The following is a 22919-nucleotide window of genomic DNA, read 5'->3' as shown; positions in this document are numbered from 1 at the left end:
GGCGTCGGCTCACGGTCGGCTCACGGTCAGCTCACGTAGGAGGCGGGCACGCTCCAGGTGTTGCAGTAGGCGAGCCTGGAGTACTTCCAGCCCTGGTTGAGCCAGCCCGCGTAGTGGTCGCCGTTGCCGTGGTCACGCTTGCCCAGGCCGTTCTGGTCGTCGCCCCGGCCGTAGTCCGTACGCAGCAGCGACTGCCAGCGGTCGGCGGTGACGGCCAGGGGAGTCCGGACGGCGCGGACGAAGATCCCGGACAGGCACTGGGCCTGGAGCTCCGCGCGGCGGGAGTGCGCGTCCTGGGCGCTCTTCGAGCGGTTGGCGACCTCCCACCACCAGGCTCCGCCGATGCCCGCCATGGACTGCACGTGATGACCGTATTCGTGGGCGAGAACGGCCAGGTAGGGGACGTGGTTCTCCGCCGGGTCGACGTCGCCGCTCTGCCTGATGACGTGGGTCAGGCCGATGTACATGCCGCGGTTGGACGGGCAGTAGTAGGCCGCGGCCCCGGACGACGGGTAGGTGCCGCACGGCCCCCGTCCCGGACGGTTCCAGTAGACCCGGCGCGGGGCCAGGAAGGTGGCCCGGGCCTGGGCGAACTTGCCCGCCCACGCCCGGTCCAGGCAGCCGGTGACGGCGTTGAGATAGCTGTACATGGCGGCGGGCTGGGTCGAGGGCCGCGGAGCGCGGCAGGCGACCGATCCCATGACGCCGGCACCGTACAGGGGGTTGCGCTTGAGCCTGGCGGTGGTGTCCGAACGCCGCATGTTACGCAGGTCGAAGCTCGTGCCCGACTGGGCGGAGGCCAGGGTGATCGCGGTGCCGCCCGCGCCGTTCTCGTCGCCGAGCTTGATCGGCGACGGAGGCTTCACCTCGGGCGGGGCCACCTCGGTACCGCCGGACGGCATGGACCTGCCGCCTCCGGTCGCCACGGGACCCGTCTCCGGCCCGGCCGGAACCCCTGTCTCGTTCCCCTTGACCAGACCGGCGATCACGACGACCACCGCGAAGGTCAGGGCGAGGACCCCGAAAACACCAAAGGCCAGAGGGCTTGACCTCCGCGGACGCATGCGACCACCTCTCCGAACTGCTGATCTCCGGGCGGCAATCTAGCGGATTTCGGCACATAAACGTGATTGTCCGAAAAACCTGAAAGGGTCGCTGCAGTCATGTGTGGGTGGTTATCGGTAGGCTCCCGGGCCATGTCGGCATCCCTATTGCACCGAACGGCCGCGAACGTGTGCCGGGCGGTCGGAAGCGTGGCCACGATCGCCACCTGTGCGTTGGCCCTCAGCGCCTCCCCCGCCCTCGCGGCCGGTACGGCGCACACGTCACCGGGTAAGGCCGCCACTTCGGCAGGCAAGATCAAGAGTGACGCGCTCGAAATCGAACTGCGGCAGGACGGTGTACTGCACGTCAAGGAGACGGTCACGTTCGACGGCACCGCGCCGACGAGGAAGCTGGTCGACCGGACGCGCTACGACGACGGCAACGACCGGCTCTACCAGGTCGTCAACCTCAAGGGCGACGCCACCCTGACCGGTTCCACGATCACGTTGAAGGGCTCGGGAACCGCCAAGTTCGAATACGACGTCAAGGGGACCATCACCCCGCTCGGCGACGTCCAGGAGCTGCGCTGGTACGCCGTGGGCGGCTGGTCGGCGCCCGTCGATCTGGCCAAGGCCAAGGTGACCGGCCCCGCGCAGCTGCAGAGCCTGTCCTGCTTCGCCGGGGCGCTGACCTCGGCGATCGGCTGCACCACCGCCTCACCGGACCACACCGGGGTCGAGGCCGAGTTCGAGCAGCAGGGCCTGGGGGTCGACGAGGTCCTCACGGTGGTCATCGGCTACCCGAGCGGCGTGACCAAGGGCGAGCCCATCCTGGAGCGCCGCTTCGAGCTGTCCAACGCCTTCACCCTGAACACGGTCACCGGCGGCGCCCTGGCCGGCCTGCTGGTCCTGCTGCTGGGCGGCGTCGGCCTGCTGTACTGGACCCGGGGTCGTGACGCCCGGGTGGTCGGCCACGAGTCGGGCGCGGTCAGCGGGGTCAGCAACGGCCACTTCTCCCCGCCCGACGGCGTACGGCCCGGCCAGATCGGCACGCTCATCGACGAACAGGCCGACGTGATCGACGTGACCGCCACGATCGTCGACCTCGCGGTGCGGGGCTACCTCAGGATCGACGAGCAGCCCAGGCAGACCTACGACACACCCGACTGGGTCCTGGTGCGGATGCCCAACGCCGACCTCAAGGCGCTGCAGTCCTACGAGCGCGCCCTCTACGACGCGATCTTCGACGGCCGCGACGCGATCCCGCTCTCGCACCTGAAGGGCTCCTTCGCCTCCAAGCTCAGCAAGGTCCGCGACGCCCTCTACCGGGACGTGGTCGCGCAGGGCTGGTTCGCCCGGCGCCCGGACACCGTGCGAACCCGCTGGACGACCCTCGGCGTGCTGCTCACCGTCGCCGGCGTCATCGGCACCGTCGCGCTGGCCTGGTTCACCACGTACGGCCTGCTCGGCCTGGCCGTGATCATCGCCGGGGCCGCGCTGGCCGTCGGCGGACAGTACATGCCCGCCAAGACCGCGAAGGGCGCCGCGGCCCTGGCCCACACGCTGGGCTTCCGTGAGTATCTGGCCTCCGGCGACGCCGGTGGCGACATCCCTCCCGCCCAGCGGGTCGAGCTGTTCTCCCGTTATCTGCCCTATGCCGTGATCTTCGACAGCGTGGACCGCTGGGCCCGTGTCGTCTCCTCGATCACCGGCAACGGCAGGCAGGCCGACCACCTGTACTGGTACCAGGGCCCCGCCGAGTGGGACCTGTCGAAGTTCGCCGACTCGATGCGGACCTTCACCATGACGACGTCGGGAGCCATCTCCTCGACCCGGCAGTTCCGCTCCCTGTAGACACCTCGCGCGCTTCCCGTCTCCCCTGCTCCGGGGAGGCGGGAAAACCGTTTGTGCCGCTCACCAGGGCTCTCCTAGGGTGAGCCGCATGTGTCGTATTCCTTCGTACTACATCCGTATGCGCCGCGGCCCGATCCAGGGCCGCTAGAGAATCTCACTTCTCCGCGCGTGCCCCGGATCTTCCGAGACCACTTCATCTCGGACCCGAAGGGGCAAGACTGTGGCGCGTTCTTTCGCACACGGAGATCATTCACACACCCAGAAGAAGGTCGCGAACAGGGGCGGCAGGACCGCCCGCGACCAGGCCAGGCGCACCCTCTCGCAGAACCTCATGGTGGACCGCCAGGCCGTACGGCTCGTCGCCGAGGCGGCGGGGGCGCACGGGCTGGTCGTCGAGCCGGGGGCGGGCGAGGGCGTCCTGACCCTGGCGCTGGCCGAGACCTGCGACCAGGTCGTCGCCTACGAGATCGACCCGCTGCTGGCGGGCAGGCTGACCGTCCGCACCCGCGACGACGCCCGCGTCCGGGTCGTCAGGGGGGACTTCCTGACCGCCCGCGCGCCGCGTGAGCCGTTCGCGGTCGTCGGGAACATCCCGTACTCGATCACCTCGAAGATCGTCGACTGGTGTCTGGGGGCACCCGGGCTGACCTCGGCGACGCTCGTCGCCCAGCTTGAGTACGTCCGCAAGCGCACCGGCGACTTCGGCCGCTGGAGCGCGCTGACCGTGCGGACCTGGCCGTGGTTCCGCTGGGAGATGCTCGGGCACATCGGCCGGGAGGCGTTCCGGCCGGTGCCCTCGGTCGACTCGGCGATCCTGCGGATCGAACGCCGGGCCGAGACGCCCGACCTGCCGGGTTACGAGGCCTTCGTCGACTACGGCTTCACCGGCCTGGGCGGTTCCCTGGACGCGACCATGCGGCTGCGTCACCCGGCCGCCCTGGTCGGGGCCGCCTTCGCCGCAGCGGGCGTCCCGGAGGGGACGGTCGTCGCGCACGTCCACCCCGACCGGTGGCGTGTCCTGTACGACCGTCTCGGTCGCCTCTGAGACACCGGTCCGGCCGGGATCCCCTGCGACGGGGTCCCGGCCGGAGAGGGACTACCGGCTGCACAGCACCCGGTCGACGACCTCGCCCGCGACCTTCTCCTGGCGCTCGGAACGCTCGTCGCCGAACTGCGTGGTCAGCGAGATCGTGACGCTGCGCCTGCCGTCCGCGCTGACGCCCGTCCTCGTCTTGTACCCGTAGTCGTCGCCGCCGTGATGCCAGTAGACCCCGCCGCAGGACAGCGGACGGGAGCTGAGGCCCAGGCCGTAGCGGGCCCCCGGCCAGGTCTGCTGCCACAGCGGGGCCACGACGGTCTTCCGCATCTGCGCGAGCTGCTCGGCGGGCAGCAGCCTGCCGCCGAGCAGCGCCATGAAGAAGCGGTTGACGTCCCTGGTCGTGGACAGCAGGCCACCGGCGGCGTCCCCGTCGAAGTGCCGGGTGGCGTCGACCGGCTTGCGGGGCGGCAGCACCAGGTAGCCCTTGGCGTGCGGGTTCGGCACGTCGAGGGAACGGCCCGACCACAGCGTACGGCTGAGCCCCAGCGGCCTGCTGATGCGCCGGTCGACCTCCTCGTGCCAGGGACGCCCGGTCACCTTCTCGATGATCATGCTGATCAGCACGTATCCGGTGTTGGAGTACATCCACTTCTTGCCCGGCTCGAAGTCCGGCGCGTGCTTGACGGCCTCTGCCACGATCTGCTCGCTGGTGAACGGCTCGTCGCGGTGCTTGAGGAACTCCTCGACGGAGGTGTGGGCCGGGTAGCCCTCGTGGATGCCGCTGGTGTGCTGCAGGAGCTGCCTGACCGTGATCTTGTTGCCGTCGTTGCCGTTGCCCTTGACCACGCCGGGCAGTCTGCTCTCCACGGTGTCGTCCAGGGAGAGCTTGCCCTCCGCGACGAGCTGGAGGGCCACCGTGGCCACGAACGACTTGGTGGTGCTGGCGATCCTGACGTAGCCGTTCGCCGGGACCGGGCGCCTGCTCCCGAGTGCGGCGACCCCGCTCGTCGCGACCAGCTGACGGCCGTCGGAGGTGGTCACGCGCGCCTGGACGCCGCTGGTGCCGATCGCGCGCAGGGCGTCCACGTCACGTTGCAGGTCGGCCTTGCCGTACGTCGAGGCCCGCGCCGGAGCGTCCGTGGGGCTCGCCGCGGCGGCAGGGGAGGCCAGGGAGGCCACAGTCGTGGTGGCCAGGGCCGCGACCACGGCCAGCAACGCCGCACGTCGTACAGGGGCACCGAAGGGACGCATAAATCCTCCTAAAAGGTGACAGACCGGGATGTTCCGGCGCACATTTCAACCCTAGAAATCGGAACCCGCCGGGACATCGGCCATTGGCCCGGCTCCGCGATGCCCCCTGGGGAGGAATCCGCCCCGGACGGCGCAACTTTGGTTGTCTCCGGCTCCGTGCAGGTCACGGCCGCGCCTACCCTTGGGCGGAGGAGACGGGGGCGGTGCGACGGTGCGGGATCACATCGACGGGATGAGACGGTGGCTCGCCGCCAGGCCCCGAATCGCCGACGTCCTGTTCGCCCTGGCGCTGACGGTCGCGGCGCTGATGCTCAGGCTGAGCGAGGGCGTTCCCGACGACCCGGCGACCGCCGTCCTGGTGACGGCCCTGCTGCTCACGCAGGCCGTACCGCTGGCCTGGCGCAGGACGCACCCGTGGCCGGTCATGGTGGCGGTGAGCGTCACCTACGTGGTCTACGAGCTGGTCGACCCCATGGTCGCACTCAGGGACGGCCTGTACGTCATGTTCGCCGCCTACGCCGTGGCCCGCTACGCCCGGCCACCGGCGAGCGTCGTGGCCGTCGTCGTGGCCGGGGTGACGGTGGTGGCCCCCAACCTGCTGCGTTCGCCACTCGGCCTGCCGTTCCCCGCCGAGTTCCGGCCCACCCTCTTCGAGATGATCATGATCGCCGGTCTGTCGCTGGCGCCGTGGCTGCTGGGCGTCTCCCAGCGGCACATCCACGCCGACGCCGCCCGGCTGCGTGACCTGACCGCCCGGCTGCGCGCCGAGCAGGAGGTCAGCGCCCGGCGGGCGGTCACGGCCGAGCGGGCCAGGATCGCCCGTGACCTGCACGACCTGGTCGCCCACCACGTCAGCGCGATCGCCATGCAGGCGCGGGCGACCGCGGAGGTGATGACGGAGGATCCCCATCTGGCCCGGCGGGGGGTGACCGGGATCGGCACGGCCGCCGACGCCGCCCTGGTCGAGATGCGCCGCCTGCTCGGGCTGCTCGCCGACGACGCCCCAGCCGGTCCCGGCGACCCGGAGCCGTCGCTGCGCCACCTCGACCGGCTCGCCACCACCGCCCGCGCCGCCGGGTGCCGGGTCGAGGTCAGCACGGGACCGGGCCCCGAGGTCCCGGCGGCGGTGCAGGTCTCCGCCTACCGGGTCGTCCAGGAGGCGCTCACCAACGTCCTGCGGCACGCGGGCGCGACCGACGTCAGGATCGCCGTACGGCGGGCCGCCGATCAGCTCGTCGTCACGGTGGAGAACGGCCCCGCCGCGCCGGGCCACCGGCCCCTCGTCGGTTCCGGGCTCGGGCTGGTCGGCATGCGTGAGCGGGCCGCGCTGTTCGGCGGCAGCCTGCGGGCCGGTCCCCGCGACCAGGACGGCGGCTGGCTGGTCGAGGCCGTCTTCCGCTACGGGGAGGCCGGGTGAACCCCGTCCGCGTGCTGATCGCCGACGACCAGGAGCTGGTGCGCGCCGCGCTGCGGATCATGCTCGACCGGCGCTCCGACCTGCTTGTCGTCGGGGAGGCCGCGGACGGCGATGAGGCCGTCGCCCTCGCCCTCGACCTGTGCCCGGACGTGGTGCTGATGGACGTGCGCATGCCCGGCATGACCGGCGTCGAGGCGACCCGGCACATCGTCGGGCGGTGGCCGCACGAACAGCCGCACCCCCGGGTGCTGGTGCTGACCACCTTCGACCTCGACGAGTACGTGCACGCCTGCCTGCGGGCCGGGGCCTCCGGGTTCATCCTGAAGAACGTCTCCCCCGACCAGCTCGCCGACGCCATCCGGGTGGTCTCCTCGGGAGAGGCCATGCTCGCACCGAGCGTGACCAGCCGTCTCATCGGCGCCTTCACCGCGCTGCCGCCCGCGCTGGTCGAACCGTCCCCCTCCCTCCGCGCCGGGGCGCTCGGTGAGCTGACCCGGCGTGAGCTCGAAGTGCTCGTGCTGGTCGCCAGGGGCCTGTCGAACGCCAGGATCGCCCGTGACCTCGGGCTCTCCGAGGCGGGGGTGAAGAGCCGCGTCAACCGCATCCTCACCCGGCTCGGCCTGGAGAACCGGGTACAGGCGGCGATCGCCGCCCGTGAGGCGGGCCTGCTCGGCGAGTGACCAGGCCTGGGACCTGGGAGGATGTGAGGTTGCAGTGCGGATGGAAAGCATGTCCCCTTTGATCATCCGTGCAGGAGTTCGGGGGACGGCAAGGAGGGGGCTGTCAGGAGCGTCGTGGTCCGCGGTGCAAAAAGGTCGTCGTGCGCGACCGCCGGTCGTTCGGCCGGGAGGTCCTGGGCCGGCAGGCCGTGGAGGTCACCGGCCCCGGACCTCCGGCCGGAAATCGTCACGCCTCGGTCAGCAGACGTAGCTCTTCACGGACGATCGCCCGGATGCCTCGCGGGGTGAAGTTGTGCGGGCAGGTCACCGTCTGCAACGTCAGACCATCCATGAACGTGTGAAGCCGCACGGCCTGCCGTTCCAGGACGGCGTCGGCGAGCTCCTGCCCGATATCGGGCAACGGTGTGTCGTGGCAGGAGGCGACCGCAAGACGGCAGATGTGACGTTCGCCCGCCCAGGCGGTGCCACGCGACTCCGCCAAAGACTCCTCGACGCGTGAGCGCACCAGGCACGCCAGCCACACGTCGGCTTCGACGCGGCGGTTGTCATCCAGCGGAAGAAGTTCTTCGAGCATGAGCTGAGCGCGCTCCAGCCCTGGCAGGTCCGCGTGCAGGTGTCCGGCGACACGTGCGGTGACGCTTCTGCCGATCGCGTACGCGGCGAAGACGAGCAGGCCACGCTGGTTGTCGAAATAGTGGCGCAGCCCGCCGACCGAGACGCCCGCCGCCTCGGCGACCTTGCGGACCGTGGCGCCCTCGATGCCTTCCCTGCTGATGACCTCCCATACGGCGCGGACGAGCTCGTCGCGCCGCTGCTCGTGGTCGACGATCTTCGGCATGTTCCCATAATCGCACGGTTGTACGGTTTACTATAAAGTACAAGTGTGCTGAATAAGGTGCCGCAGCGAATGCCGTACCACCGCACGCCGAGCCTGGGCGTGCTGATCGCCGGACTGGCCGTGATCTTCGGATCAGCGTTGTGGCTGGCGCTGAACACCGTCGGCGAGATCCGCTACACGGCCGACCACGCCGGCACCAGGCCCATGTGGCACGTATGGATCCCCGCCCTCGTCGGACTGGCACTCACCCGGCTGACGCCTTTGCCATCCCGGGCGGCCCCGGTGGACGGAGCACCGGCACCGCGAGAGCTTCACCGGCAGGCGGGCGCCCTCCTGGCGTTGGCCGTACTGTTCGCGGCGGCGCTGCGAATCGTGACGGACAACGGTTACGACGCCGAGCCGGCACACACCATCCTGAAGCTCGTTCTGCTGCTGGCCGTACCGGTGCTGGTATTCCGGTTAACACGCCACGGCGCCACCCGTCGAGAACCGGTGCGCGGGCGGATCGAGGCCTGGCGCCGCTACGGGCCGGTGGTGCCGGTGGCGGCCTGGCTCGTCCTCCACCACGCCGGACCGTTCGCCCGGCCGCCCGGCGACAACGCCTGGGCGGCGGACTCCGGCCCCGCCGCACTGTTGATCACCATGATCGTGGGCTTCGCCGTCAACGCCCTGCTCGAAGAGGTCTTCTACCGGCGTTGGCTCCAGACCCGATGGGAGCACGTCATCGGCCGCTGGCCCGCCATCGTGTTGACGAGTCTGTCCTTCGCTGCCTGGCACATCGGCATCCACGGTACCGGCCACCTTCTCACCGACCTCACCTCGGTCTTCGTTCACCAGGGGGTACTGGGCCTGTTCCTCGGCTACCTGTGGAGCCGGTACCGGCTGATGTGGCCCATCCTCACTGTTCACGGCGCGATCAACGCCGCCCCCGTCCTGCTGGACATGCTGTAGCGCCTGCCGCGTCCTGGCCCGAGACCGAACCCCAACCGCGGTTCGACGCCTCCGCCGAGCACGGGTACGGCCCGCTGTCCGAGGGGATCGGGTAGTGTTACCCGCCCCAGTGGTGAACGCGTCGAGGAGGTGAGTCCGATTCCCACACCAGGTCGGGCGCTCTCCCTCACGACCGCTCGGTCCATCTGACGCAGGTGGCCCAGGGAGCGCCCGTCGGCATCCCGAAAGGCTCCTAGTGTCTCCTGCTGCCTCCCTTTCCACCGTCGCCGCCACCCTGCGGGCGGCGGGCTGTGTCTTCGCCGAGGACGAGGCCGAACTCCTCGTCTCGGCCGCGCGCGCCCCTGAGGAACTGGCCCTCATGGTCGAACGACGCGCCCACGGGCTGCCTCTCGAACACGTCCTCGGCTGGGCCGAGTTCTGCGGCCTGCGGATAGACGTCGATCCCGGGGTCTTCGTCCCGCGGCGCCGTACCGAGTTCCTTGTCCGGCAGGCGATCGGCCTGGCCCGGGGCGGACCGGCCGTCGTGGTCGACCTGTGCTGCGGCTCGGGCGCGCTGGGCGCCGCACTGGCCACCGCGCTGGGCACTGCGCCGACCACTGTGTCGGGCACTGCGCCGGGTACGGCCCTCGGCGTGGCCGTGGAACTGCACGCGGTGGACATCGACCCCGCCGCGGTGCGGTGCGCCCGCCGCAACCTCGCCGCCGTCGGCGGGCGGGTCCACGAGGGCGACCTGTACGACCCGTTGCCGGCCGGACTCCGGGGCAGGGTCGGCCTGCTGGTGGCCAGCCCGCCGTACGTGCCGACCGAGGCGATCAGGCTGTTGCCCGCCGAGGCCCGTGTCCACGAGCCGATGGTGGCGCTCGACGGCGGCGTGGACGGCCTCGACGTGGTGCGGCGGGTGGCGCGGGCGGCGCCCCGGTGGCTGGCGCCCGGCGGCCACCTCCTGGTGGAGACGAGCCTGCGGCAGGCTCCCGGGACCGTCGAGACCATGGAACGGGCGGGATTGGCGGCGAGAGTGGCCGACTGCGAGGAACTGGGGGCGAACGTCGTCATCGGTACGATGCCCGGCGCACCGGTCGCGGGGCCTAAAGTCTGAGTCGGCACGGCGGAAGGGATGTTCGATCATGCTTGAGGGACTCTCCCAGCACTGCGCGCAGGCGCTCGCCACCCATGGCTGCGCCTCGGTCTCCGTCGCGGTCGCCCATCGCGACCGCGTGGTCTTCGCCGAGGCGTACGGCCTGGCGGATGTGGCGCGCGGGGTGGCGGCCACCCCGGAGACCGTCTACTCGATCGCCTCGGTGACCAAGCCGATCACGGCGACCGCGGTCTGCGTCGCCGCCGACCGGGGGCTGCTGAACCTCGACGACCCGGTCGAGAAGTACCTCTCCGGCTTCCGCCTGCCCAGATACCGCGACTACAGCGAGCCGACCCTGCGCCAGGTCCTCCAGCACCGGGCCGGGTTCGGCGGGCACTACGACTTCGCCTACGCCGGGCTGCCCGCGATCCGGCACGGCGTCGAGCACTACTCGACGCTGTACCGCGAGCCCGGGTCCCGGTTCGAGTACTCCAATCTCGGATACGGCGTCCTCGACGCGGTCCTGGAGAAGGCGACCGGCCGTAGCGCCGCCGACTTCACCGCCGAGCAGGTCTTCGCCCCGCTCGGACTGAACGCCTGCCAGATCGGCCTCTCCTACGAGGGTGAGCGGCCTCGGGCGCTGCGTTACTCGGCCGACGGCAGGCCGTACCCCGACTACGACACCACCCACCACGGCGCCTCCCTCGGCTGGGCGAGCGCCTCCGACCTGGCGATGTTCGGGCTGCTGCAGGCGGGCGGCCCCGGGGTGCTGAAGCCGGAGACGGCCGCGGCCACCCGCACCGCGCTGCCGATCACCGCGGAGCAGGGCTACGGCCTTGGCTGGTTCGTCTCACGCGGCGGGCCGCACCAGGTGGTCGCGCACAGCGGCGGCATGGGCGGTGTCTCGGCGATGCTCGCGGTCGTGCCCGAGCTCGAACTCTCGATCTGCGTACTCGCCAACCAGACCGGGGGCGAGGTCCGCACCTCGGTCGTCAACCGCGTCATGGCGGAGCTGGTGCCGGACCACCCGTCCGCGTCCCTGCCGCCGAGCTTCCTGCCCGAACGGGCGGTCGCGGTCCCGCAGGGACTCTGGGAGGGGCACGTGCGCACCGAGGAGGGGTCCGTGCCGCTGCTGCTGCGGGTGCTGCCCGACTCCGGCGCCGAGGTCGGGCTCGACGGCGGGCCGATGGTCCCGGCGGACGTGGTCGCGGCCTCCGACGACTGGGACCTGCGGGTCAGCGCGCCGCTGCAGCTGCCGACCGAGGACGCGCGGGTGAACAGCCCCCGGCTTGTCCTCGAACTCAACGCGCGCCACGGCCATCTCGTCGGCGCGGCGCGGGCGATGAAGAACGGCGAGGGCGACGGCTGGCTCGGCAACTGCCTCAGCCACTGGTGTGAGGCCACCGAGGCCTGAGCCCGGCCGGTTCCCGGACCTGGCCCCGGCCCGGGTCAAGGACCGTCAAGAAAGAACCACCTCCCGGGTGAAGCGGACAAACAACGGGAAGGAGCATGATTCCCGGACCATTCAACCCTTGTGAGCACTTATGAGGATCTTGGCTCGCCCGCACCAGCTCCCCGTACGGCTCGCCACCGGCGCCTACGTCCTGAACGCCGGGCTGTCCATGGCCGCCGGGGACGAGGGCAGCGCCGCCGCCGTCCACGGGATGGCCGCCAACGCCTACCCGTTCCTGAAGAAGATGAGCCCCAGGACGTTCGTCTGGCTGCTGTCGAAGACCGAGATCGCCGTGGGCGCTGCCCTGCTGGTCCCGGTGGTGCCCTCACTGGTCGCGGGCGCGGCGCTGACCGCCTTCGCCGGCGGGCTGGTCGGCCTCTACCTGCGCACCCCGAGCCTGCGCCAGGAGGGCAGCCTGCGCCCCTCCCAGGAGGGCATCGGCGTCGCCAAGGACGTCTGGCTGCTGGGCATCGGGACGAGCCTGGTCGCCGAGGAGCTCTGCCGTCCCTGACCGTACGGCTTCGCCGACCCTCAGCCGTGTCCTCCAGCTCCCGTCAGGCCCCGTCCCCCACTCCCGCGCGCCCCGCTCCACGTGCGCGGCCCTCGGTCCGCGCGGGTCTCAGCGGCGCAGCCGTACCTCGCCGACCGGGCGGCCACCGCCGAGCAGCACGCCGACGGCCAGTTCCTCAAGCACCTCGGCCTCGAAACCCAGCGCCCGAAGGGCCTCGACGGTGGCGGGCATCCTGGCCCGGTAGCCGCCGTCCTCGATCTTGACGGCCCCGGCCCTGCCGTCCGCGAAGGCGAAGGCGTCGAACGCCTCGGCGCCCGACTTGAGCATCAGCCCGGGAAGCGCCCGCATCAGCCGGGCCTCCGGCTTGGTCGTGCCCGAGGTCCACTCGGGGTGCGCGCGGAAGGCGTCGGCGATCCGGCGCTCGGGCGTGCCCTCCTGGGCCAGCACGAGGGAGCGGAAGGCCCTGGTCACACCGACCATCGACACGAAGAACAGCGGCGCGCCGCAGCCGTCGACCCCGGTGGCCGCGACCCGCTCCCCGGTGAGTTCCGCGACCGTGTCACGCAGCGCCTTCTGCAGCGGGTGCGCCGGGCTCAGGTAGGTCTCCAGCGGCCAGTCGTTGGCCGCGCAGGTGGCGAGCATCGCCGAGTGCTTGCCCGAGCAGTTCATGTAGAGCGGTGAGGGAGCGCCTCCTGAACGCAGCACCCGCTCGCGGGAGGCGGCGTCCTCCGGCAGGTCCGCCGGGCAGCGCAGCGCGCTCTCGTCGAGTCCCGCCCCGGCCAGGACGCGGCGGGCCCCCTCGACGTGGAAGGGCTCCCCCGTGTGGCTGGCGCACGCCAGGGCGAGCAGTTCGCCGTCGAGCCCGAGCCCGGCGCGCACCATGCCGAGCCCCTGCAGCGGCTTCAGCGAGGAACGCGGGGAAACCAGGACGTCGACGGCCCCGTGCACCCGCACCGGCGAACCGGCCGCGTCGACGGCCAGCATGCGGGCCCGGTGGGTGGACTCCACGAACCCGGAACGGACGACCTCCACGACCAGCGACTCAGCAGACACCTCAGCTCCCTTCGCGTGGATTCTACGGAGGGCGGAAACACCGGTTTCCGGCGCGGTCGCAACAACCGGGATGATGGACGCATGCGTGCGGTGGTGCAGCGGGTGAGTTCCGCGTCGGTGACGGTTGACGGCGAGACGGTCGGCGCGATCGACGAGCCCGGACTGCTGGTGCTGGTCGGGGTGACCCACGACGACACCCGGCGGCAGGCGGCCAAACTCGCCGCCAAGCTCTGGGGCCTGCGCGTCCTTTCGGGCGAGAAGTCCTGCTCCGACGTCGGCGCCCCGCTGCTGGTGATCAGCCAGTTCACCCTGTACGGCGACGCCCGCAAGGGCCGCCGTCCGACCTGGCACGCGGCGGCCCCGGGACCGGTGGCGGAACCCCTGGTCGAGGCCGTCTGCGCCGAGCTCCGCGCGCTGGGCGCGCACGTCGAGACGGGCGTCTTCGGCGCCGACATGAAGGTCTCCCTGACCAACGACGGCCCGATCACCCTGATCCTGGAGGTCTGATTCCCTGACCGATACCACGATCACCGACCGCGATGATCCGCTAGGGTAACCGCTTGTCCGCGATGAATCCGTTCATCCGTGATGAAACACCCGAAAAGTCGCACCCTTGGGGAGGGTCATGCGCATCTTCGCGTCCATCGCCGTCGCGTCCGTCGCCACCGCCGCCCTGGTCACCACCGCCGGATCGGCGGCCAACGCCCAGGTCAGCACCCAGACCGGCGCCCAGGCCGCGCCCGCGTTCAGCGCCTACCACGGCGTCACCGGCCAGCAGCAGACCGAACGCTTCAACACGCTGCGTGGCCAGGGCTACCGGCCGATCACCTTCACGGTCGACGACGCGTCCGCACCGCGTTACGGCGCCGTCTGGGTCAAGCGGTCCGGCCCGGCCTGGGCGATGATCCAGGGCATGTCGGCGAGCGGTTACCAGAAGAGGTTCGACAGCTACCTCTCCCAGGGGTACCGCCCGACCTCGGTGAGCGCCACCGGCTCGGGGAACGACGCCGTCTTCGCCGCGATCTTCGAGAAGGTCCCGGGCAAGTTCTTCGCCAAGCACAACCTCACCACCGGCCAGTTCACGGCCGCCAACGCCGACGCCGCCAAGCGGGGCTACGTGCTCACCGCGGCCAACGCCTACGGCACCGCCGACGACCCGCGCTACGCCGCCGTCTGGACGCAGGGCTCGCAGCCCTGGTCCGTCACCGTCGGCAAGTCCTTCGACGAGCACCACGCGGAGTTCCTCGCCAGGACCAAGAAGGGCGAACGGCCCTCGCTGGTCACCGTCGGCCCCGACGAGTCCTACACGAGCGTCTGGGTCAAGGACTCCGGCTCCGCCTGGTACGAGTACACGGGCATGACCCCCAGCGGTTACCAGAAGCGCTTCGACGAGCTGAAGGGCAAGGGCTTCCTGCCCACTCTGCTCGACACCGAGGGCGGCGCCTACACCGCCATCTGGACCAAGGGCTGATTCCCGCCGGGCCCGCGCGCCGTACCCCGTCGAGGGCACGGCGCGCGGATCCGCTCAGCGGATGCGGCGGCGCAGCGCCGGGTCGATCTGGACGTTGCGGCCCGCGTCTGGCGGCACGACGACCTCCTGGGAGGCCGCGACCCCGCCCGCCTCAAGGGGGACCTCGACCGGGACGGTCCGCTTGACCACGGCCAGCGCGATCGGGCCGAGCTCGTGGTGACGGGCCGAGCTGCCCACGAAGCCGACCTCCTCGCCCCCGTTGAGAACGGGGGTGCCGTGCCCGGGCAGGATGTCGGCGCTGCCGTCGAGGTGCAGGAAGACCAGACGGCGGGGCGGATGCCCGAGGTTGTGGACCCGGGCGACGGTCTCCTGACCCTTGTAGCAGCCCTTGCTCAGGTGCAGGGCCGTACCGATCCAGCCGACCTCGTGGGGGATGGTCTTGTGGTCGGTCTCGAAGCCGAGCCGGGGGCTGTGCTCCTCGATGCGCAGCGCCTCGTAGGCCCACAGCCCGGCCGGGCGCATGCCGCCGAGGCGCTCGGCCAGCAGGTCACGCGGCAGGAGCAGGTCGTCGCCGATGACGATCGTCCCCTCCGGCGGGGTGACGCGGCTGGCGTCGGCGACGGAGACCACGGCGTATTCGGCCGTGACGTCGGCCACCTCGACCCTGAGCATGAAGCGCATCTTGTCGAGGAAGGCGACGAGGTCGGCCCCGGTGCCCGGCTCGACGTGCCCCCACACGGCCTCGCCGTCGTCGACGAGCGTGAGGTGGTGCTCGACCCTGCCCTGGGCGTCCAGGAACAGCGTCTGGGTCGGTTGACCGGGTTTGAGGTCGTCGAGTTTCTGCGAGCTCAGGCTGTTGAGCCAGCTCAGCCTGTCGGGGCCGGAGATCCGGACGACCTCACGGTTGCTCCGGTCGACCATCGCCTCTCCGGCGAGGAGGGCGCGCTGCTCGGCGAACGGGTCGCCGTAGTGTCCGGCAACGCCGGCGTCGGGGGCCTCGGCCGCGACCGCGCCCGGGGTGTCCAGCAGAGGGCTTCGCATGGCTCCAAGCCTACGAGGCCTCAGCGACACTTCCTGCAGCGGCCGAAGACCGTGAGATGGTGCACGTTGACGGCGAAGCCGAACTCCTCGTCCAGCTTGGTCACGAAGTCGTCGACCAGCTCGGGGCGGATCTCGTTGAGCTCCCCGCAGTCGTGGCAGACCAGGTGGACGTGGTCGGCGTCCTCGGCCAGGTGGTAGGTCGGCGCGCCGTGCCCGAGATGGTTGTGGGTGACCATGCCGAGCTCTTCGAGGAGTTCGAGCGTGCGGTAGACGGTTGAGATGTTGACCCCGCGGGCGGTCTCCCGCACCTTGCCGCAGATCTCCTCCGGGGTGGCGTGCTCAAGGGCCTTGACCGCCTCAAGCACCAGCTGGCGCTGCGGGGTGATCCGGTAACCGTGCGCCCGCAGTTGCTCATGCCATGACGTCTCGGCCATGCACAGAGTCTACGAGCAGACCAGCCCTACTGGGGTCGCCACAAACACCAACAAATCGCCCACCACGCACGGTTTCCCGCAGGTTAGGCTGCCCCGGTCCCCTCCCCCGAGGACTTGGTCCCCGGCACCCGCTGGAGCACCCCGGCCCACTGGGCGCTGCTCGACTGCCCCGACACCGTACGGCTCGACCGTCCGACGGCCGGGAACCGGCCCCGGAACCGGATCGACGAGGCGACGGAGGACGCGGCCCAGGCCCGCGCGCTCGTCCCGACGGCCTTCGACGGCGGTGCGGATCCCTCAGCCCTGACGGAGCGCGTCCTCGGCTGGACGCGGAGGGACGGCCGTTGAGGAGCCCCTCACCAGGCGCCTGCCCAGCCGCTGCGCGGGCGCCTCGACGAAACGCCAGGTCAGCGCACTGATCCCGAGCAGCACCCCGACCAGGCCGACCAGCGCGACCAGCCGAGCCCCGAGCGGTACGGCCAGTGGCTCCGGCCAGGTCATCTGGACCACCTTCAACAGCAGCGGATGGAGCAGATAGACCGAGTAGCTGACCAGCCCGAGCCAGGGCAGCACCCGGGGCAGCTCACGGTCGCGCAGCGCCATCCCCACGGCGAAGGTCAGCCAGGCCGCGACCAGCGCCAGCCACAGGCCGGGCGTGTCCCTCGTCAGCCAGATCCCGGCCGCCGGAACCAGGAGCACCCAACCGGCCCGCGCCCAGGTGATCTCGCCCTGTTCCGCCCGATACAGCACGGTGCCGGAGAACATCGTGGCCAGGATCAGCAGCCCCTGCCAGGTGCCGGGATACTCCTGGTTGACCGCCAGCAGCACCAGCACGGTGCCCCCGGCCGCGACGGCGCCCGCCCGCCGCACCGCGAGGGGCCCCATGAGCGTCATGGCCGTTCCGACCACCACCAGCGCGACCACCGTCAGTGTGACCGTCAGCATCCGCGTCCCGTCGCCGTACGAGAGCAGCTTGGTCGGCAGCACGCCCGCCCCCAGCACGGCCGCCACGGCGAACCCGAGCGCGGCCGTACGGCTCGCCCGGTTCACCCCGAGGGTGAACATCGAGCTCAGCAGCAGGTAGAAGGCCATCTCGTAGGAGAGCGTCCACATCACGTTGACCGTGTTCGGCATGTACAGCAGGTCCTGCAGCATCGTCAGATGGCCCAGCGTCAGCGACAGGGGACGGCTCCCCCACCAGGGGTGCAGGCCGTCCCATCCCGCGGCGATCAGCAGCGCCACCCCCACCGCGCAGACGCCCAGCATCGGGTAGAGCCGGAAGACCCGGGAGATCCAGAAGGCCCGCAGGTCACCCCGCCGCTCCAGCGAAGCCGGCACGATGTAGCCGCTCACCAGGAAGAACACCATGACCCCGTACCACCCGGGCTCGAAGGTCTCCTTGAAAGGAAAGCGGATCTCGGGCAGCAGCGGCGACAGCACGTGTTCGAAGACCACCGCCAGCGCCGCGAACCCTCGTATGGCGTCAAGCCAGGCCAGCCGGCCCCGCCGTCCTGCTTGATCGGTAATCACCTGGTTCATGCTAACGACCGGCCGACGGACATCCGGTTGGACGGGCAACCGTCACCGCCCCGGAGGGGACCGGTCTCACGGCACGGGAGAGACCTGGCGGGACCCCGGCCCCCGGGTCCGGGCCCACGGGCTCCGAGGTCCCGCGAACACCAGGGGCCGCCGCCCCACGGACGGCGGCCCCTCGAACATGTCCGGTGGTGGTCGCCCCTACCGCCGGACGATCAGGAGGCCGAGGGAGACGAGCTCGGCGACGCGGCGGTCCTCGGGGTCCTTCCCGGCGCCCTGGTGACCTTGCAGTCGTAGGCGGCGATCGTGTAGCCGTCCAGCAGCGTGCAGGTCGTCCAGACGGGACCGACCTTGTAGGCGTAGACCTCGGGCAGGCCGCCGCCCTGACCGGCGGGGCCCTGCGGCCCGGCCGGACCCTCGGGGCCCTGAGGCCCGGTCGAGCCCTCGGGACCCTGGGGTCCGGTCTTGCCCGTCTCGCCTCGCGGCCCCTGCTGACCTGCGGCGCCCCGCTCGCCCTGGGGGCCCCGCTGACCGGTGGCGCCCCGCTCGCCCTGGGGACCCTGCGGGCCGGCGACTCCCCGCTCACCCTGGGGGCCCTGCGGGCCACGCGGGCCGGCCGGTCCCTGGGAGGCGATGCCCTGCTGGGCCTCCTGGAGGGTCAGCACCCGCTCGGTCTTCGGGTTGCACCTCGTGAGCGCGCGGACGACCTTCGTGGTCTTGTTGACACAGAAGGTCGTCGGAGCAGCGGCCGAGGTGGCCGCCGAGGCGGTGGTGACGCTCGACAGACCCACCAGAAGGACAACGGCGCCCAAGAGCGCGGCAGGCGTCTTCGATCGCATGAGTGGAGACTCCATAGAAAGAGGGGGATGGACACGAAGATCGTGAGGCGGCGCGACCAGAGTGCCAGGAAGGACCGTTCCAAGCGGGATAAATCAGGCCATGTGACGAAAAAGAGATCTATTTGCGGTCAGAGCGCGGGAGGGCGTGCCCGCCCGTGGGCCGCCCCCGGACACCGAAGCCCTCCCCGGCGCCTCCGTCCCACCGGACCCGCCCCACCCGGTACGGAGACCGTTCGCGGCACGCCGCCTTCGAGGCCCTTCCTCCGAGGTCAGGGCGTGTCCGAGGGGGCGGGGACAACCGGGCGAAAATAATCGTTTGCCCTGGCTGCGGAGATTTCATAACGTACAAGCACGCTGAAAGGAGGTGGTCCGAACGATGGTTGATCATAGGGCTAGCGAGGTGGCTGTCCGCTAGGACGCCCCAGCTTCCGGACTCCGTCCGGACGTCTGGTGACGTTCGGCGAATTCACGGCAATCACCGGAACCCCGGGTCCGCCAGGGTGGTGGGAGTGCTCTCCCGCCTTTGGTCCCCTTGGCCCTCCCACCCACGGGAGGAACAGACCCGGGGTTCTTCCCTTTTCCGGCCCGGTTCCTTCGGCCCCCGCTTCCGAAGCCCGGCGCCTCTCAATGTCCCCGAGCCTTTCCCGGTCTCCCCGCGTCTCCCAAGGAGCCCCCGGGACGCTCCCGAAGAGCGTCCCCGCGCTTCCCAGGGCCCCGTCCGAGGAGCGGCTCCGATTCCCCCCGCGTCTCAGTGCTCGCCGCGGGCCGGGACTCCGAGGGCGGCGCACGCCTCCCGGTACAGCCTGACGACCTCCGTGCGGACCTGGGCGCGCTCGGTCAGCGTCGTGCTCCACGGCACCCTGACCGTGACCTCCCGCCCCTCGACCGTCGCGAGGAACTCGATCGCCTCGGCGTCCACCCCCGACGTGACCGCGCTGGTCGCCTCGGGCCGGCCGCCCAGGGCCCGGCAGATCAGCAGCGAGTCGTCGGCGTGGTCGTCGTTCATGTGGCGCTTGATCGCCTCGACCACATCAGGGGTGAAAGGAGTGCTCATGCCCGTGATGGTATTCCCCCGCCCCTCCCGCAGGACCGCACCACAGCCCCAACTCGCCCCTCCCAGGACCGCACCACAGCACCCCAACTCGCCCTCCCGCAGGGCCGCGCCTCGGACTCCCGCCGCGTCGGCCGCCCTCGGCTCGCCCCACCCGGACGTCGGCACCGCTTCACTCCGGCCAGGGAAGCCGGGCCCCCAGACGCCAGCCTCCCGACGTCGTGGGACCGTACTCCAGGCGTCCCTCGACCAGCGCGACCCGCTCCGCCAGGCCGATCAGCCCCCGCCCCGGCCGGGCTCCAGAAAATCCGGCGGCCCCGGCCGGTCCGGCGTCGTTGACGATCTCGACGACCAGCTCCGCCCCCGGCGCCCCCGCGATCGACACCCGCACCGGCGCCCCCCGCGCGTGCCTGCGCACGTTGGTCAGCGCCTCCTGCACGATCCGATAGGTGGTACGGCCGAGCCGGTCGGGCACGGTCCCGGTGTGCTCCTCGACCATGGTCACCCGCATCCCGGCCCGGTCGGACTCGGCGACCAGCTGCCTGAGGTCGGCGTAGGTCGGCTGGGGCAGTTCCCCGACCGGAGCGCGCAGCACCCCGATGACCTCACGCAGGTCCTGCAACGCCTGGTGGGCGCTCTCCCTGATCACCCTGGCCGCGTGGGCGATCTCCTCGCTCGGGGCGTCGGGATGGTATTCGAGGGCCCCGGCGTGCACGCTCAGCAGTGAGAGACGGTGCCCGAGAACGTCGTGGATCTCCCTGGCGATCGCCGTACGGGCCTCCTGACCGGCTTGTTCCGCCCGCAGACGCGCCTCGGTCTCCATCCGGGCCGCCCGTTCCCGCATCGCGGCGGCGAGTTTGCGCCGGTGGTGGACGTACAGGCCCCAGCCGACCACGGCCCCCTGGATCGCGCCTCCCATGACCCACAGCGCCAGCCGGGGCATGTCCGGCTCGGGCCGCAGCAGCACGTAGACGACGCCCGCGACCAGGCCCGCCACGGAGACGATCATCGTGGTCCTCGGCGGGCGGTGCACCGCGACCGTGAACAGCGCGATCAGCACCGCCCCCGTGATCAGCTCGGAGAACGTCGAGAGCACGATCAGCACGACGGCCAGCTCCGTCGGCCGGCCACGGCGCAGCCACAGCGCGGCGCAGCCGACCACGGCGGTCACCTGGTCGAGGTCGAACAGCCACTTGGGCGGTCTCGGAAAGGTGTCGAGGCGCAGCCCCGCCAGGATCAGCCCGGAGAGCACCGCCACCAGGAACAGGCAGGCGTCGACCAGCCAGTCGTGCGGTCCACGCCTCGGCGCGGTCGTCGATTCGTCCATCCCCAACGAGCCTAGGGTCGCCCGTCTCCGCCCCGGCCCCCCTCGATACCAAAGTCGCCGGGACGAACACCTTCGTCGCGCGCCGGGCCCGGCCGGGGAGACGTCCGTCGGCGTGGAGCATCCCGACGACCGATCCGCGAGGTGGCCCGGGATTCCTAGCGTTCAGACATGCGCGAACTCACCAGAATCCTGGGGCTGTTCTTCCTCCTGGAAGGGGTCAGCGGGGCCATCGACCGGGTGGCCGTCCAGCCCTTCATGAACTTCTTCCTCAACTTCTTCGACCGGGTGATCGTCGGACGTCTGGACTTCCTGACCGGCTACGAACTGTTCGCGAACCTCGCCCTGGCCGCCCTGGGCGGCCTGATGCTCGCCGCCACGCGAAGCGGGGCCCAGACGTGACGCGGGATTCCCACGTGACTCGGCAGGGCGCGCCTCGGACACGAGAGGGCGTGACACGGCGGCTGGCACCCGCCGTCGGACTGTTCCTCCTGGCACCGCTGGTCGCCGAATACCTGCTCGGCAACGTCCCGGTGGCCGACATCGGCGGCCTGCTCGTGCTCGCCCCGATGTACGGCGGCGGCGCCCTCCTGATCAGGGAGGCCGCCCGCCGTACCGGACGTGGCTGGCCCACGATGATCCTCCTGGCGGCGGCGTACGGCGTGCTTGAGGCGTGCCTGATCGACCAGTCGCTGTTCAACCCGTCGTTCGAGGGACACGACTTCCAGAGCGTCACGCCGGTCCCGTGGCTGGGCGTCAGCGCCCACTACGCGCTGAGCTTCGTCGGCGGTCACGTGATATGGAGCATCGGTGTGCCGATCGCTCTCGCCGAGGCCCTGACACCCCGCCGGAGCACCGTCCCCTGGCTCGGCCTGCCCGGCCTGGCCGTCACCGGTGTCCTGTTCGTCCTCGGCTCGCTCGTCGTCTTCCAGAGCATGCTCGCCGAGGGCGGGTTCGTCGCCCCCGCCCCACGGCGGATCGGCGCCGCCGTCGTGGTCGTCCTCCTGGCCGGTACGGCCTTCGCCCTCGGCCGCCGTCCGCGTCCCCCGGTTCCCGGCGCCGCTCCCCGCCCGTGGCTGGTCGGTCTCGCGGCCTTCGCCGCCTCCGGCCTGTTCTTCGTCGGGACGGAGGACTGGCCGGGGGTCGCTCTGGCGTCCGGTCTGCCGGCCGTCTCCGCCGTCACGGTCTCCCGCTGGTCACGCCGTACGGGATGGGGCCCGGCACACCGGCTCCACCTGGCCGGTGGCGCGCTGCTGACCTACGTCTGGGGCGGCTTCGTCCTGCTGTCCCTGGAAGGCGACACGACCCCCCTGAACCTGACCGGCCAGTCCCTCCTGGCCCTAAGCGCCCTAGTCCTCCTCCTATTCACCGGAACCCGGCTTCAGGAGTGAGGAGTTTCGGCTTGGGCGCGTCGGTGCTTGGACTGAGGAACGCAGGAGCGCAGCGACGGAGTGACGAGGGAAAGCGCCGACTCAGAGGCGCCCAAGCCCGCGACGCCGAAGGCGGAGCAAAGAGGCACAGCTACACCTTCTTCAGCTCCGCCGACAGGTGGGACTGGAGGGGTTCGCCCATGGCGGCCATGTCGTAGGCCCACATCAGGTTGCCGTTGACCAGGCCGTAGAGGCGGTGGCCCGCGGTGTACTCCTTGGCGGTCGCGGTGCGGGCGACCACGTCGGTCTGCAACTCGATCTTGTGGAAGACGACCTCGCCGACGTAGATCTCCACGATGCCGGTCGGGTGCGACAGGCACACCTCAAGTCTGCGCTCGGGCAGGGCACGCCAGAAGCCGGTCTCCGTGCCCAGCGGCCGTACCTTGTTGCCTTCCTTGTCCAGCAGCCACGTCCGGCTCTCATAGGTCAGGAACGGCTTGCCGTTGTGACCGAAGACGATCTCCTGGCCGAAGTTGAAGCTCTCGATCGTCGGATATCCACCAACCCCGGCACCTTCCCACCGGCCCAGGAGAAAGGCGATCGGCTCAAGGGCGGAGTGCAGTTCGGGAACGTCCATGCATCCGAGCCTAGAGCCGCCCCGGTACGGCTCGCGCCCGCGACACCGGCC

24 protein-coding genes are annotated in these 22919 nt (G+C 71.1%); 13 read left to right on the top strand and 11 right to left on the bottom strand.

The annotated features are described in order from the left end of the window. Nucleotides 1–26: 26 nt before the first annotated feature. Nucleotides 27–1064, bottom strand: a complete 1038-nt coding sequence (locus ABZ463_RS29965; protein ID WP_352014654.1) for a neutral zinc metallopeptidase — start codon at nucleotides 1062–1064, stop codon at nucleotides 27–29. 189 nt (nucleotides 1065–1253) lie between these two features. On the opposite strand from ABZ463_RS29965, the gene ABZ463_RS29960 reads away from it, so the two are divergent. Next, complete coding sequence (locus tag ABZ463_RS29960) at nucleotides 1254–2897, top strand: DUF2207 domain-containing protein (RefSeq protein WP_362781197.1); 1644 nt, start codon at nucleotides 1254–1256, stop codon at nucleotides 2895–2897. A gap of 220 nt (nucleotides 2898–3117) precedes the next feature. Further along, entirely contained in the window at nucleotides 3118–3942 is an 825-nt protein-coding gene (gene erm, locus ABZ463_RS29955; RefSeq protein ID WP_352014652.1) for a 23S ribosomal RNA methyltransferase Erm, read from the top strand. A gap of 51 nt (nucleotides 3943–3993) precedes the next feature. Here erm and ABZ463_RS29950 read toward each other — a convergent pair whose 3' ends face one another. Continuing rightward, on the bottom strand, nucleotides 3994–5187 hold the full coding sequence (locus tag ABZ463_RS29950; protein WP_352014651.1) for a serine hydrolase domain-containing protein: 1194 nt from the start codon (nucleotides 5185–5187) through the stop codon (nucleotides 3994–3996). A 232-nt stretch (nucleotides 5188–5419) separates the two neighbouring features. Here ABZ463_RS29950 and ABZ463_RS29945 point away from each other — a divergent pair, with 232 nt between their 5' ends. Both ABZ463_RS29945 and ABZ463_RS29940 read left to right on the top strand, forming a co-directional pair. Continuing rightward, the gene (locus ABZ463_RS29945; protein WP_362781194.1) at nucleotides 5420–6604 is read left to right on the top strand and encodes a histidine kinase; all 1185 of its coding nucleotides are present in this window, start codon (nucleotides 5420–5422) and stop codon (nucleotides 6602–6604) included. Next, nucleotides 6601–7284 carry a response regulator transcription factor gene (locus ABZ463_RS29940; protein ID WP_362781192.1) on the top strand — a complete coding sequence of 228 codons (684 nt, stop codon included), beginning with the start codon at nucleotides 6601–6603 and terminating at the stop codon, nucleotides 7282–7284. Before ABZ463_RS29945 ends, ABZ463_RS29940 begins: the two co-directional genes overlap by 4 nt. A gap of 226 nt (nucleotides 7285–7510) precedes the next feature. Here ABZ463_RS29940 and ABZ463_RS29935 read toward each other — a convergent pair whose 3' ends face one another. Next, nucleotides 7511–8122 (bottom strand): TetR/AcrR family transcriptional regulator, encoded by a 612-nt coding sequence (locus ABZ463_RS29935; protein ID WP_352014648.1) that lies wholly within the window; start codon nucleotides 8120–8122, stop codon nucleotides 7511–7513. Between the two features lie 45 nt (nucleotides 8123–8167). Here ABZ463_RS29935 and ABZ463_RS29930 point away from each other — a divergent pair, with 45 nt between their 5' ends. The 4 genes from ABZ463_RS29930 (at nucleotide 8168) to ABZ463_RS29915 (ending at nucleotide 12112) form a co-directional block, all read left to right on the top strand. After that, the gene (locus tag ABZ463_RS29930; RefSeq protein ID WP_362781189.1) at nucleotides 8168–9073 is read left to right on the top strand and encodes a CPBP family intramembrane glutamic endopeptidase; all 906 of its coding nucleotides are present in this window, start codon (nucleotides 8168–8170) and stop codon (nucleotides 9071–9073) included. 235 nt (nucleotides 9074–9308) lie between these two features. Continuing rightward, a complete protein-coding gene (locus ABZ463_RS29925) occupies nucleotides 9309–10169 on the top strand; it encodes a putative protein N(5)-glutamine methyltransferase (RefSeq protein WP_362781187.1) in 861 nt (286 codons plus the stop codon). A 28-nt stretch (nucleotides 10170–10197) separates the two neighbouring features. Continuing rightward, nucleotides 10198–11562: a serine hydrolase domain-containing protein gene (locus tag ABZ463_RS29920; protein ID WP_362781185.1), complete on the top strand. Its 1365-nt coding sequence runs from the start codon at nucleotides 10198–10200 to the stop codon at nucleotides 11560–11562. 130 nt (nucleotides 11563–11692) lie between these two features. Further along, complete coding sequence (locus tag ABZ463_RS29915) at nucleotides 11693–12112, top strand: hypothetical protein (RefSeq protein WP_352014644.1); 420 nt, start codon at nucleotides 11693–11695, stop codon at nucleotides 12110–12112. 108 nt (nucleotides 12113–12220) lie between these two features. On the opposite strand, the gene ABZ463_RS29910 is transcribed toward ABZ463_RS29915, so the two are convergent. After that, nucleotides 12221–13165: an asparaginase gene (locus ABZ463_RS29910; protein WP_362781182.1), complete on the bottom strand. Its 945-nt coding sequence runs from the start codon at nucleotides 13163–13165 to the stop codon at nucleotides 12221–12223. Between the two features lie 81 nt (nucleotides 13166–13246). On the opposite strand from ABZ463_RS29910, the gene dtd reads away from it, so the two are divergent. Together dtd and ABZ463_RS29900 are read left to right on the top strand one after the other, a co-directional pair. After that, nucleotides 13247–13672 carry a D-aminoacyl-tRNA deacylase gene (gene dtd, locus ABZ463_RS29905; RefSeq protein ID WP_362781180.1) on the top strand — a complete coding sequence of 142 codons (426 nt, stop codon included), beginning with the start codon at nucleotides 13247–13249 and terminating at the stop codon, nucleotides 13670–13672. A gap of 118 nt (nucleotides 13673–13790) precedes the next feature. Continuing rightward, nucleotides 13791–14636, top strand: a complete 846-nt coding sequence (locus ABZ463_RS29900) for a hypothetical protein (protein WP_362781178.1) — start codon at nucleotides 13791–13793, stop codon at nucleotides 14634–14636. Nucleotides 14637–14690: 54 nt separating this feature from the next. Here ABZ463_RS29900 and ABZ463_RS29895 read toward each other — a convergent pair whose 3' ends face one another. Both ABZ463_RS29895 and ABZ463_RS29890 read right to left on the bottom strand, forming a co-directional pair. Next, on the bottom strand, nucleotides 14691–15677 hold the full coding sequence (locus ABZ463_RS29895) for a glycine cleavage T C-terminal barrel domain-containing protein (protein WP_352014640.1): 987 nt from the start codon (nucleotides 15675–15677) through the stop codon (nucleotides 14691–14693). A 20-nt stretch (nucleotides 15678–15697) separates the two neighbouring features. Beyond that, a complete protein-coding gene (locus tag ABZ463_RS29890) occupies nucleotides 15698–16111 on the bottom strand; it encodes a Fur family transcriptional regulator (protein ID WP_352014639.1) in 414 nt (137 codons plus the stop codon). A gap of 114 nt (nucleotides 16112–16225) precedes the next feature. Here ABZ463_RS29890 and ABZ463_RS29885 point away from each other — a divergent pair, with 114 nt between their 5' ends. Continuing rightward, on the top strand, nucleotides 16226–16459 hold the full coding sequence (locus ABZ463_RS29885) for a hypothetical protein (protein WP_362781173.1): 234 nt from the start codon (nucleotides 16226–16228) through the stop codon (nucleotides 16457–16459). Here ABZ463_RS29885 and ABZ463_RS29880 read toward each other — a convergent pair. From ABZ463_RS29880 to ABZ463_RS29865, 4 genes are all read right to left on the bottom strand, one after another. Beyond that, the gene (locus tag ABZ463_RS29880; RefSeq protein WP_362781171.1) at nucleotides 16409–17641 is read right to left on the bottom strand and encodes an acyltransferase; all 1233 of its coding nucleotides are present in this window, start codon (nucleotides 17639–17641) and stop codon (nucleotides 16409–16411) included. The genes ABZ463_RS29885 and ABZ463_RS29880 overlap by 51 nt on opposite strands. A 221-nt stretch (nucleotides 17642–17862) precedes the next feature. Continuing rightward, nucleotides 17863–18486, bottom strand: coding sequence for a hypothetical protein (locus ABZ463_RS29875; protein ID WP_352014636.1), 624 nt, complete (start codon nucleotides 18484–18486; stop codon nucleotides 17863–17865). Nucleotides 18487–19234: 748 nt separating this feature from the next. Then, nucleotides 19235–19540: a DUF2470 domain-containing protein gene (locus tag ABZ463_RS29870; RefSeq protein WP_352014635.1), complete on the bottom strand. Its 306-nt coding sequence runs from the start codon at nucleotides 19538–19540 to the stop codon at nucleotides 19235–19237. Between the two features lie 169 nt (nucleotides 19541–19709). Continuing rightward, on the bottom strand, nucleotides 19710–20864 hold the full coding sequence (locus tag ABZ463_RS29865; protein ID WP_362781168.1) for a histidine kinase: 1155 nt from the start codon (nucleotides 20862–20864) through the stop codon (nucleotides 19710–19712). 168 nt (nucleotides 20865–21032) lie between these two features. Here ABZ463_RS29865 and ABZ463_RS29860 point away from each other — a divergent pair, with 168 nt between their 5' ends. After that, nucleotides 21033–21263, top strand: a complete 231-nt coding sequence (locus ABZ463_RS29860; RefSeq protein ID WP_352014633.1) for a hypothetical protein — start codon at nucleotides 21033–21035, stop codon at nucleotides 21261–21263. A gap of 50 nt (nucleotides 21264–21313) precedes the next feature. Continuing rightward, complete coding sequence (locus ABZ463_RS29855; RefSeq protein ID WP_362781165.1) at nucleotides 21314–22252, top strand: hypothetical protein; 939 nt, start codon at nucleotides 21314–21316, stop codon at nucleotides 22250–22252. Between the two features lie 130 nt (nucleotides 22253–22382). Here the strand turns inward: ABZ463_RS29855 and ABZ463_RS29850 are convergent, their stop codons facing one another. Next, a complete protein-coding gene (locus ABZ463_RS29850; RefSeq protein ID WP_352014631.1) occupies nucleotides 22383–22868 on the bottom strand; it encodes an FABP family protein in 486 nt (161 codons plus the stop codon). Between the last annotated feature and the right edge of the window lie 51 nt (nucleotides 22869–22919).

Origin of the sequence: Streptosporangium sp. NPDC020145 (assembly GCF_040631275.1) — a bacterium.
Classification (GTDB): Bacteria; Actinomycetota; Actinomycetes; order Streptosporangiales; family Streptosporangiaceae; genus Streptosporangium.
Note: the sequence above shows the minus strand (reverse complement) of the source record. Positions and strands in the feature narration are given on the sequence as shown.